Below are 11,578 nucleotides of genomic sequence, written 5' to 3' on the forward strand. Positions count from 1 at the left end.
AAGCATCTAAGCCTGAGGTATTCCGTGAAAATAAGCAGCTTTTTTAGGGTATGAGTAGAAGACTTGTTTGATGGGGCTGGGATGTAAGCTTCGAGATTTTTTTCGAGTTGTTAAGTCCGCGGTTTCCAACACCCGATTTTTCACAATTTCATATTAAATTATCAAACTAGGCAGAGATCTTATTATAAGTGACTGTTTTATGTTCAACATATTATAATTATCTTGATTAGTATGTTGTGGAATATTATAAAGTTACTTTAGATTCTTAGTTCTATTCTAGTTAGGTGTATTCAGTATTTGGATTTTATATTTCAACTGGATTTTTACGTTTATCGATTTATTTATTGGTACGGCGACCATAGCGATAGGGTCACATCTGATCTCGTCTCGATCTCAGTAATAAAGTCTATCTACGTTCTGTTTTGTACTATAGGTGGTAAGCTTATGGGAATTTCGGAAAGTTGCCGGCCTTTTATTATTCATTTACCTTGTGTTTTATTTGTGCTATTTTTGTTTTGATTTGTGTTGAATTTGTTATGTATTGTTGTTTGTTCTGTTTTTTGTAATGAGTTCTTGATTCTACTTTTATATTTTTATTTTTTAAATAAATTCTCAATTTTATTAAAATTAGTTTTTTTTTCTGGAGATTATTATTTTTTATTGATTATTATTAATTCTTTTTTTTATATTTTAAATATTTAAATTTAATAATTTTAATTAGAAATAGCTAAAAATTTTAGGTTAAGAAGAAAGAAACATTATGGAAATTTCTACTTCATAACCTATCTCTTAATGAATATATTTTTGTATTAAAATAATACATGATTAATTAATATTAATCATAATTATTTATGTTTTTTATTTATTATATATTTACTTTTTTCTATGGGTATTTTTTTATCATTTTTTATTTTTTTTATAATCTATTTTAATTATTAACTATATATTTACTATAAGGATATGATTTTATGGAACGGAAGGATAAAAAGTTAGAAATATTATTTATTAATGATATTAAATCTCTTAAAAATGAGTTATTGTCAGCTAAAACTAATCATTATCTTAAGAACATGCTATTTTGTTTAAGATTGGTTTTCAGGTATAATGGTGAAAATTTAGATGAGTTTATTGATTTTTATTATTATATAGAAGATTTATTGAATAATAATATTTTAATGGATTTAGAGGAATTAAAAATTTTTATTTATAGAGTAACTGATTTAATTGTTAATATTGATGATTATAATATCAGGGGAGATACTTTGATTACTGAAGTTGCTGCTAATCTTTTACAATCTTTGTATCTTGAATTAGAAACATATAAGTTAGTTGATAAAACTGATGAATCTGATGTTTGGAAGAATATCCTGTTGATGCAGGTGAAAGATCAGGTAGTTGATTTTGATATTTTAATTGATATTTTAAATAATAGTTCTGATGATGATATTGTATCTTCTGTTTTAGAAATTTTGAATAATAATTATCCTATGGAATTTGCTATTTATAAGGCTCGTAATTGGATTTTAGATTGAGGGTGTTTATATGGAGTATAGGCTTGATGTTAGAACTGGTAAAAATGTTTCATTGTTGGGTTTTGGTGCGATGAGACTTAAAAATAATGGTACGAGTATTGATATGGATTTGGCTTATGAACAGATCAAATGTGCTGTAGATAATGGTATTAATTATTTTGATACTGCTTATCTTTATGGTAATGGTTCGGGTTCTAATGAACGGGCTCTTGGTGAAATCATAGAAAAGCTTAATTGTCGTGAGAATATATTCATTTCTACCAAGATGAACCGTATGGTTATACATTCGTTAGATGATATGGAAGATATGTTTAATAATCAGTTAGAGAATCTTCGTACTTCTTATATAGATTATTACTTTTTGCATAATATTATCAGTTACAATGATGTTCTCAAATTAGTTGATTGCGGTTTGTTTGATTTTATTGAAGATAAGAAATCCAAGGGTCAGATAATTAATATGGGTTTTTCTTTTCATGGTTCTTTAATAGATTTTAAGAAGATTCTTGATTTGTATGATTGGGATGTTACCTTACTTCAATATAATTATTTGGACAATAATATGCAGGCAGGTCTTGAAGGTATTAAATTAGCTAATCAGAGGGGTATGAGTGTTGTCATCATGGAGCCGTTGAAGGGTGGTTTATTGGCTGGTGATATGCCTCTTGAGATTAAAACTCTAATTGAAAATTCAGGTACTGTTCGTAGTAATGCTGATCTGGCTTTTAGTTGGCTTTATGATACTCCGGAAATTACTTGTGTTTTAAGTGGTATGAATTCTTTGGAGATGGTTGAGGAAAATGTTCGTATTGTTAACGGACATTTGGAAAGTCCTTTGAATGAAAATGAGTTGAAGCTTGTTGATGATATTAAAGAAGTTCTTCTTAGATTAAATGAGATTAGTTGTACTGGCTGTAATTATTGTATGCCTTGTCCTCAGGAAATTAATATTCCTGCAATCTTTAAGTATTATAATGATAAGCATCTTTTTTCTGAGGATAAAACTTTTGGTGTTCATCATACATTTATTTTGTATGCCGGAAATATTTTGGGGGTAACTGGTGAAGCGCATGATGCTTCTTTATGTGTGGATTGTGGTTTATGTACTTCTAAATGTCCTCAACAATTGGATATTCCTTCTTTGATAAGAATGGTTGATAATGATTACCATGGAAAATTAGTCAGGCCTTTTATTCCTATTTTGAAGAAGCTTATGAAATATGTTTTATAAAAAAATAGTTTTGTTTTAAAAGGAAAATATGATAGAAGATTAATCTTCTTCATATACTTCTATACATTCACCTGTACAGTTTTCGGATGCTTGTTCGTAAATTTCTGCATCTTCGACTTTTAATTCATCTACGTCGTCATCTCTGTCTGAACCAACTAATGTTGCTCTGTCGTCATCATCAAATACAAATTTTGATTCGTCTAGTTCAACACAATGTCCACAACTTGTACATTCTTCTCTTTCTAATATTATTTCATACATTTTGTCATTCTCCCTAAGAATATATTCTTATCTTAGTTAATTATGATATTTAAATATTTGTTACTGTGAAAGTAAAGTTGAAAAAAAATAGGGGATAATTGAAAAAGTTTTTTACTGGAGGGTAGGGTATAATCTTATTCTTTGAATGTTTTGTACATTGATGTTTTCTATGTTTAGACTCAACGTGTCAAATCCAAGGAATAGTTTTGTATTGATTTTTGTAGATTCAGTTCCGATTATTTTATTGTTCCTGTCATAACATGTTGCTGCAATTTTTATGTCATGATATTTGTCCGGATTCTCAATTGTTATTTCACCAACAATTTCTATGCTGTTTTCTGATTTAACCAGAACAGATGTGTTTGTTAGTGTCATTCCTATTTTACGTTCTATGTCAATTAGTTGTTCTATAAAAATATTATTTCCTTCTTCAGGAATTTCTATTTTTTCTTTTTTGATAGAGTTTTTTTCTTCTTCAAGTTCATCATTATCGTATCTGATCATTTCTGGTAGTATGATGATGATTGCAGTTTCGGCGATGTCTAATTCCAGGCTTATGGTAAATTTTTCAAAGTTTCCATGATCCACTTTTACAATAGTTGAGTTTTTAGTCAGTTGTTTTTTGTTGATGTCATAGGAGATTGCTGATAATTGTACTTTTTTATTATCTAGTTTGTCGTTTGTTGTTATTTCTCCAAGAATTATAAGAGGACCATCATAGTCATCCAGGATTGCATCAATATTTCTTATTATTAATCCCATTCCTGCCTCTAATTTTTTGTTTCTTCTGATTTTATCCTTTAGTTTTTGTTCTAGTTTTATTAGTTTTTCATCGTTTCTTTGAAACGTTTCTTCTGATTCAAAGTCGTATTCATCAAAATCCATTATAAACGTTTTATTATCTTCTTCATTTTCTCCGAGTAACTCCTTTGTTACTTCATCTAATTCATCATCGAAGACGTTTGTATTTGAATCAATAATTTCTCTTGCAATACTGTCTGCATATAGGTGGTCCATTTTTGTATTTCTGGAATCGTCATGATCGATTTCAATATAGAGTTCTTCACCACAATATGCACAGTAGTCTTCATAATCCTCATTGTATTGTCCACAATGTAAACATTGTTGCATTTTTTTATCCCCTTTTGAAAGTATATCTTATATTATTTTATAATTTAAATTATTAATAAATTTAATCTATGATTCTTTTAATTCGTATAAATAATTAAATATTTTATAGAAGAGATTATTTATCATAGGTAATAAGGTGGAATTTATCATGTCAGATAGTAGACAAAAAGTTTTTGATTTTATGCAGAAAGCTGGAGTATTATTTTTAGCAACAGTTAAAGGTGAAAAACCTAAAAATCGTCCTATTGGTTTTAAAATGTTGGTGGATAATCAAATTTATTTCTTAACTGGAGAATCCAAGGATCTTCATACTCAGATGATTAAAAATACTAATGTAGAATTTGTTGGTTTGGTTGAAAATCAGTTTATCAGATATTATGGTAGAGTTGTATTTGATGCTGATGAAGATAAAGCATTGCTTAAAAAGGCTTTTGAAATTCTTCCAATGCTTGAACAGTTATATGGTGATTCTTCAGATGATTCTGCCGTAATATTCCATATTGATAAGGCTACTGCTGAAATCAGAGATATGTCAGGTATTGTTGAAGTGTTTGATTTCTTGAATTAAGTTTTACATTTTTTTTTTAAAAAAAGTATTAAGTGTGTAGTTGCTTTTCTACACTATTTTTTGGATTTTTAGAGTAATTTTTCTTCCCATTCTTTTTCTTTAAATCCTGTCAGTACAAATGAATCGGTTACTATTATTGGTCTTTTTACTAACATTCCATCTGTGGATAGTAGATTTATTTGTTCTTCTTCTGTCATGTCAGGTAGTTTATCCTTTAGTTTTTTTTCCCGGTATATTTTACCACTGGTGTTGAAGAATCTTTTTAGCGGTAATTCTGATTTTTCGTACCATTCTTTGAGTTCATTGGATTGAGGATTATCTTTCACTATATCTCTATCTTCATAATCAATATTATGTTCATCTAACCATTTTTTTGCTTTTTTACAGGTTGTACATCGTGGATATTCTACAAATAACATTTTTATCTCCATTTATTCTTTATGTTTATCTTTTTGTTAATTTATTCATTTATTACTATTCTTTTTTTTATGTACATTATGTACATAATTTACATTATGTATTTAATGTATTTTATGTTGTTTATGTACATAGATTTAAATACTAGTTTAATAATATATAATATCATGAAAAATTACACAGTAAAAGCCAGGCAAAGACAAGGGACAAAATCCATTGATTTAACATTACCTGCCGATATCAGCAAAGAATATTCCATTTCAAGAGGGGATATCTTTAAAATTGATCCTGTGTTAGACGACGACACTTTAAAATTAGAATACACATTAATATATCAAAGTAAAACAAAAAAAGAGGATTAAAATGGATCTAGAAAAATTCAATTTATTTATCAGTTATTATCATGTAGATAAATATTTCAGAGACAAACTTGGTAAAATTATAGGAACACACTTTAATACATATTCTTCACCGCATAATTATGAAATATGTCATAATTTTAACAAATATACTGAAGAATTAAAGAAAACATCATCAAAAAATGACATATTCATAGTTCTTGTGGGAAAAGAAACATATAAATCTAAAAATGTAGATTGGGAAATTGATTTTGGATTGCATGAAGATGCATGTGTGATGGGGTTATGTTTACCAACAAATGATGATTATTTAAAACAGGATTTAAATCCAAAAATCATTCCGGAAAAATTATTAAGAAACTTATATTCTGGTTATGCATCCTATTTTGACTGGACTGATGATTATGATGATTTGGAATCCTATATTCAAATATCATTAAATAACAAATTAACCAAACACCCATTATTGATATAATATTTTTCTAAAAAACTTTAATAATTACATTAATTAATAATAAGTATTGTAATAAATTTAGAATAATATGAAAATTATGGTGAAAATATGGCAGAAAATAATCATCCACACGTAAACGTAATAAACAATATGAACGATATCTCCCCGATGATAGCATTGATAGAAGATTCAAAACTAACATTCATTAAGGAAAATCTTAGTAAACATTTACATAGTAGTCAAATAAAACTGTTAAAAGATGCAAACAAACATTCTAAACCTCATCATAAGAAAGTGAGAATTGCCCAATACAAAAAATTATTGGAAAATCCTGAACAAATGGATAATTTATTTGAATTACACAAAAAATTATTTATCAAAAAATATCAGAAACTTGAAAACAAAGGTTTGGTTGAAGTAAATATGGAATGTGATGAACTTCCATATGATGTAAAACTAACTCAACAGGGTATTGATTTGTTAGCTGAAATAAAAGATCTTGAATCACAATGGCAGGAAATTGTATTAAAAGATGTGGAGGATAGTGATAAGCTACTTGAAATATTGAAGCAAGTAACACAAAATGCACTTCCTATAAATTATAAACATAAAAAACAACAAAAATTTGTATTTTAATTATTCAACTCCTCTTTTTACTATTTTTTTAAACTTTATTTTGTGGGGATATTATAATGAATGGCTTTGAAACAACATTTATATTGGAGGAAGTAACTCCTGAAACGGAAAGAAAAGTAATGATACCTTCAAATATAACATTTAAAAAGTTACATGAAATAATTTCCATAGTATTTAACTTAAATAAGAATAATAAGTATAACTTCTATATCAATGAATTAAAACTTGAAATAACTGATACGGGAAGTCTAAACAGAGATATTATTGATTCAAGATATGAGAAGATAGATAAATATTTCCAGGCATTTGATGAAATCACTTATAAAAATGACTTTTGGGAAATAACTGTAATTATTATTAAAAGCAGATACTCAAAAAATTATCCTCAATTAATTTCATTTAAGGGAGTATATAATCCAGTACCTGAAATTTCATCCACTAACGAGTTTACAGAGTTTTTAGAGATGAAGAAAAAGGGGGATGTGGATTTTAAATTTCAATTTAACAGGGTCAACAAGTTAAAAATTCAAGAAGATTTAATGCTTTTGTTTAAGGTAACATATGAAATTGTTGATAGGAAAATTGTTGAAGTAAAAACACAGGAAACTTTAGATAATATATTATAACTTTTGAATTCATATATAATTTTTAAAAAAATATTTAAAGTTTTTTTTTCCATTTTTAATCATTTATTTTTTTATTTTTTACTATTTTTTCATAGTTAATTTTTTTTTCAAAAAAAGAAATAATCCTTTTCTTTAAAAACAAGATATCTTAGATTAAATTAATAATATTCATTTTTTTTCATAATTAATTGAAGAAAATTTTATATATTTTGTTGAATTTTAATAACTATATGAAGATTATACTGAATTATTGGATTATATTCATATAAACAATTAATTCTTTAATCGAATAATTTAAATTAATAAACCCATTTTATTAAAAAAGAGGCTGACTAAAATGTCCAAGGTACTGTTTGCATTAGGTGACAAATTTTCTATACCTCTCCATAAATCAATAACTATTTTATCAAAGAAGGTTTATGAAGAAAAAATTGATGTGGTTGTCTTAGTTGGTACAAAGGACATTTTGGATTCAATTTCCGACTTAAAAAGTTTTTATAAAAATAAATATGGGGAAGAAATGAATGTTTCTGTTTTAATTCTTAAAAATTTAGATGATTTAAATTACGTTTTCAAACGTTTTAAATATAAAATTAGAGAATTCCCTAATTCAAAGATTAGAATCAATTATACAAACGGTTCCAGTAAACTAGCCGCTATTTCAATTATCGTAGCAAAGATGTATGGATTTAAAGTTGAAGATGGCTTTACAATTGATGACACAGCTAAATTAAATGAATTTGATGTTGTTGAAGAAAAAACTTCAGGAAGTATAATGTATATTATTAAAAAATTATTTAATAATTATGATTTTGTTGTGTCAAAGCAATTGTTGGAGGAAAATTATAGTTCTTTGGATGTTGTTGAACAAATGTTTACTAAAATTATAGATTTATATGGTCAATGGGATTCATTTAACTATCAATACAAAGATTATGATGATTTAAAAGATTTTTTTTCAAATTTAGAAGATTTACCAAATAATTTAGATGCATTAAAAATATTATCGGATAATAATAATAAATTATTCAATTCTTATAAGATTGCAGATTTGTTAAATAATGCTGAAAGAAGAATGGAAGAAAGAAAATATGAAGATGCTATAATTAGATTGTATCGAACATTGGAACTGATAGCAGAAGCGGAATTATTGGAAAAATATGGAATTAAGAAAAATGATGTCCGTATAAATGAAATAAAACAACTTGATATAGAAAAAACTGCTATTAAAACCATTATTCAAAGATTGGATTATAAATATCCCAAATATAATTTATCTTTAACATCATCTTTCTTTTTACTTCAAAAATTATATGATGATGTTGGAAAACATTATTATTACCATAAGGATGAATATCAGCAGGTATTCCAAAAAAGAAATATTTCAATATTGGTTCATGGAAATTATACATATGATTTAAATGAAGTTAAAAAAACATATGATCTGGTAATTTCAATGGCAAAAATATATGATAAAAATATGGATAAATATTTGGAATATACTAAATTTCCTACATTTAAAATTTAATTTTTTTAAATAGCTCTTTTTTCTAAATAAATATTTATATATTCTTTTTCATAGTATATATTGTGGGTAAATACTCACACAAACAAATAAACATATTTAATATTTAATAACTACATTATGAAATAATTAAATAATCTTGGAGATAGTTTATTTAATTAGTAAATATTGTATAAATCTTAAAAGGAACTCCAAAATTTTTAAGTGAAAGAGATTTTGTAGTTTTTCTACAAAAATTCTTTTTTTTTACATTTTTAGCTATTTTTAATTAAGAGATTTTTTTCTAGTTAATATCTTAAACATTTGTAATCATAATTTTTATCGAAAAAAATTATACTTATATTAATCTAATATATTGATAACGAATAAAACAGGCAATATTATGAAAAAAAACTTATTGTTTTTAATACTTATCCTTGTACTGCTTTTTTCATTTATTCAGACTGCCAGTGCAACAAGTGTTTTTTTAACTTCTGATCATATCGGTAGTGAAAGTAATGATTTGGATATGTTGAATTCTGTTAAGAAATACATAGAAGAAATCAGTGATGGTCAAATAGAAGTAATTGTTGATAGTAAAGCTCCAAGTCCTGGAGAAGGAACAAGAGCAATTGAAAGTAGTGCTGATGTAAGTGTTAATTTTGCAGCTAATTGTGCAGGAAACTTTTTAATTCTTGCTAAGGCTAAACAAAATATTGACAAACAAATAATCTTTGTAAATGTAGGTAATTTTGATTTAGATAATGCAGATTTTATTAGAAGAGCATGGGATGATGATTATTCAAGCGATTATTTTGCAGGAATAAAAAATCCGGGAACTTTTCTTAAAGAATCAGGAATAGATTATATTCAACCATTAAAACAGTATCCTGATGCCGGTGAAATATATGATTCTAGTAATGATGAAATAAATAGATACATTGCACAAGAGATTGTTAACAAGGTATATGAGAAGAATTCTAATAATTATTATGATGAAAATTTGGTAGTTACACATAATATTCATCCGTCAGTGATGGCACAGGCTAGTAAAGAATTGGTAGACAGTGATGATAAGACTTATCAGGGATCTTATGGTTCTTATTCAGCTCCACAGATTCTTTATATGACTAGTTCATATATGAATGGAAATGGATTATCTGAACCAATAGAGTATGGTCAACCTGAAAATCCATGGGATAATTCATTATTTGCAAGTGATTCCTATTCCGTATATGATTATATGGAAATGGCCAGTATTGTTAAATCATTTATGGATGAAAATGGACGTGCACCAAATTATATACAATATGGCGGTTCTTATTTAGCATACCCTGATTTGGTATATAATTTTGCAAGAATTTCTGAAAATCATACAACTGCTAGTCATATGGACTTTGCATCAGAATATAGATTTGATAAGGTACAGAGTTCACCACTTTTGGATATATTACCTGCTTTAATAGCTTTATTGGTAGTATTGATACTTTGTAAGTTTATCAATTCAATTAGAAACAGGAAATTCAGAAATAGAAGAAGACGATAAATTAAGGAGGAATTTTATGTCAGATATAGAAAAAGTAGATAAATATTTAGAAGAAGCAGGAATGTTCTTTTTAGCAACAGTAGATGTGGATCAACCAAAATGTAGACCATTAGGATTACATATTTTACATGATGATAAAATATATTTTGGTGTGGGAGATTTTAAAGAAGTATATCACCAAATGGAGGCAAATCCAAAAGTTGAAATTGTGGCTACCAAAGGTGAAGATATACTCAGGTATTATGGTGTTGCCAAATTTGAAGATAATCCGGAAGTATTAGAAAAAACCTGGGAAATATTGGGTGAACTTAAAGCATTATATGATGAAAATGGATGGAAAATGAAATTATTCTATATTGATGATGCTACAGCAGAATTTAGAAACATGTTTTCTGTAGATGAATCCTATAATTTTAAATATTAAACACCTTTTCTTTTTTTTTAAATGCTTAATTTTAATTAGTTTACTTTATATATTTTATATATAACAAATAAGGGGTTTTGTTATGTTAGAAAAAGATTTAGAGAGTAAGGAAAAAATTACAATTGATATTCAAAAATTAGAAAGAAACCTTAAACAGGTAGAGAATATAACTTTTGTTGATAAAGAAAAAGAAGTATATGACAGGGCAGTGGATTATATGAATGATTCAAAATATTACTTAGAAAAAGAGGATATGAGAACTGCTTTTGGATGTATAGAATACAGTCATGGATTACTCGATGCATTACGTATGATTCATGGTTTAATATGATTACTTAATCATAAATAAAATAAGGGTATGAGGAAGGTTTGCTTCATCATACAATTGAAAACTCTTTTTTTATAACCATAATTTGGATTTGTTTAATAATTTTAAAGTCTTTTTAAAGTATTTTCCACTTTTTATCCAGGAATCTGTTTGTCTGGCAGTTACACAGTCATATTCATTATTGTCATCGTAACGGGAAATTGCCATTAAACAATATTCTTCGTTTTTAAAATTATCAAGATTTTCTAATGTAATACAGCTTCTGTTTACCAGTATGGGTGCAGATAATTTTGAATCGTATACTGTTGTCATGGCGATTCTTTCATTACTTTTGTCTAATTCGCTATTGTATTCATAAACACCATTGATTGATTCATCCCAGGAAACAATATTGAATATAATTGGGATAGTGGATAAAACAAAACGGTTTGCAATTTTTGTACATGTGTCTGTTTTTTGAAGGATTTCCATTAGTGATCTGTTTGGATTTTTTAGAGCAATAAATCCGTCTATATTTTTATTAAAGTAGTCTAATATTTGTAAGAAATTATTATTTCCTCG

15 protein-coding genes and 2 rRNA genes are annotated in these 11,578 nt (G+C 26.7%); 13 read left to right on the forward strand and 4 right to left on the reverse strand.

Annotated elements, in window-relative coordinates; all coding sequences use genetic code 11:
* The 4 genes from QZZ11_RS00965 to QZZ11_RS00980 form a co-directional block, all read left to right on the forward strand.
* Positions 1 to 148, forward strand: a 23S ribosomal RNA gene (locus QZZ11_RS00965); the annotation flags it as partial.
* A gap of 200 nt (positions 149 to 348) precedes the next feature.
* Positions 349 to 470: ribosomal RNA gene (gene rrf / locus QZZ11_RS00970) — 5S ribosomal RNA — on the forward strand.
* Between the two features lie 498 nt (positions 471 to 968).
* Positions 969 to 1,532 (forward strand): hypothetical protein, encoded by a 564-nt coding sequence (locus tag QZZ11_RS00975; RefSeq protein ID WP_292472687.1) that lies wholly within the window; start codon positions 969 to 971, stop codon positions 1,530 to 1,532.
* 10 nt (positions 1,533 to 1,542) lie between these two features.
* The gene (locus QZZ11_RS00980) at positions 1,543 to 2,763 is read left to right on the forward strand and encodes an aldo/keto reductase (protein WP_292472688.1); all 1,221 of its coding nucleotides are present in this window, start codon (positions 1,543 to 1,545) and stop codon (positions 2,761 to 2,763) included.
* 39 nt (positions 2,764 to 2,802) lie between these two features.
* On the opposite strand, the gene QZZ11_RS00985 is transcribed toward QZZ11_RS00980, so the two are convergent.
* Complete coding sequence (locus QZZ11_RS00985; protein ID WP_292472690.1) at positions 2,803 to 3,024, reverse strand: ferredoxin; 222 nt, start codon at positions 3,022 to 3,024, stop codon at positions 2,803 to 2,805.
* A 111-nt stretch (positions 3,025 to 3,135) separates the two neighbouring features.
* Positions 3,136 to 4,155, reverse strand: coding sequence for a hypothetical protein (locus QZZ11_RS00990; RefSeq protein WP_292472692.1), 1,020 nt, complete (start codon positions 4,153 to 4,155; stop codon positions 3,136 to 3,138).
* A gap of 148 nt (positions 4,156 to 4,303) precedes the next feature.
* Here QZZ11_RS00990 and QZZ11_RS00995 point away from each other — a divergent pair, with 148 nt between their 5' ends.
* Positions 4,304 to 4,723, forward strand: coding sequence for a pyridoxamine 5'-phosphate oxidase family protein (locus QZZ11_RS00995; RefSeq protein ID WP_292472694.1), 420 nt, complete (start codon positions 4,304 to 4,306; stop codon positions 4,721 to 4,723).
* Between the two features lie 68 nt (positions 4,724 to 4,791).
* Here QZZ11_RS00995 and QZZ11_RS01000 read toward each other — a convergent pair whose 3' ends face one another.
* Positions 4,792 to 5,142 (reverse strand): arsenate reductase family protein, encoded by a 351-nt coding sequence (locus QZZ11_RS01000; protein ID WP_292472696.1) that lies wholly within the window; start codon positions 5,140 to 5,142, stop codon positions 4,792 to 4,794.
* Positions 5,143 to 5,265: 123 nt separating this feature from the next.
* Here QZZ11_RS01000 and QZZ11_RS01005 point away from each other — a divergent pair, with 123 nt between their 5' ends.
* The 8 genes from QZZ11_RS01005 (at position 5,266) to QZZ11_RS01040 (ending at position 11,020) form a co-directional block, all read left to right on the forward strand.
* Positions 5,266 to 5,502, forward strand: a complete 237-nt coding sequence (locus QZZ11_RS01005) for a hypothetical protein (RefSeq protein WP_292472698.1) — start codon at positions 5,266 to 5,268, stop codon at positions 5,500 to 5,502.
* Position 5,503: 1 nt separating this feature from the next.
* Entirely contained in the window at positions 5,504 to 5,974 is a 471-nt protein-coding gene (locus QZZ11_RS01010; RefSeq protein WP_292472701.1) for a TIR domain-containing protein, read from the forward strand.
* An 87-nt stretch (positions 5,975 to 6,061) separates the two neighbouring features.
* Positions 6,062 to 6,589 carry a hypothetical protein gene (locus tag QZZ11_RS01015; protein WP_292472703.1) on the forward strand — a complete coding sequence of 176 codons (528 nt, stop codon included), beginning with the start codon at positions 6,062 to 6,064 and terminating at the stop codon, positions 6,587 to 6,589.
* 56 nt (positions 6,590 to 6,645) lie between these two features.
* Positions 6,646 to 7,215 (forward strand): hypothetical protein, encoded by a 570-nt coding sequence (locus tag QZZ11_RS01020; RefSeq protein WP_292472705.1) that lies wholly within the window; start codon positions 6,646 to 6,648, stop codon positions 7,213 to 7,215.
* 337 nt (positions 7,216 to 7,552) lie between these two features.
* Positions 7,553 to 8,743 (forward strand): hypothetical protein, encoded by a 1,191-nt coding sequence (locus QZZ11_RS01025; protein WP_292472707.1) that lies wholly within the window; start codon positions 7,553 to 7,555, stop codon positions 8,741 to 8,743.
* 379 nt (positions 8,744 to 9,122) lie between these two features.
* Positions 9,123 to 10,265: a pseudomurein-binding repeat-containing protein gene (locus QZZ11_RS01030; protein WP_292472709.1), complete on the forward strand. Its 1,143-nt coding sequence runs from the start codon at positions 9,123 to 9,125 to the stop codon at positions 10,263 to 10,265.
* 16 nt (positions 10,266 to 10,281) lie between these two features.
* On the forward strand, positions 10,282 to 10,689 hold the full coding sequence (locus QZZ11_RS01035; protein ID WP_292472711.1) for a pyridoxamine 5'-phosphate oxidase family protein: 408 nt from the start codon (positions 10,282 to 10,284) through the stop codon (positions 10,687 to 10,689).
* 82 nt (positions 10,690 to 10,771) lie between these two features.
* On the forward strand, positions 10,772 to 11,020 hold the full coding sequence (locus tag QZZ11_RS01040) for a DUF357 domain-containing protein (RefSeq protein ID WP_292472713.1): 249 nt from the start codon (positions 10,772 to 10,774) through the stop codon (positions 11,018 to 11,020).
* 69 nt (positions 11,021 to 11,089) lie between these two features.
* Here the strand turns inward: QZZ11_RS01040 and QZZ11_RS01045 are convergent.
* The coding region (locus QZZ11_RS01045) for a hypothetical protein (protein WP_292472715.1) at positions 11,090 to 11,578 on the reverse strand (489 nt) is incomplete at its 5' end.

It is taken from the genome of Methanosphaera sp., from assembly GCF_016282985.1.
Lineage (GTDB): Archaea > Methanobacteriota > Methanobacteria > Methanobacteriales > Methanobacteriaceae > Methanosphaera.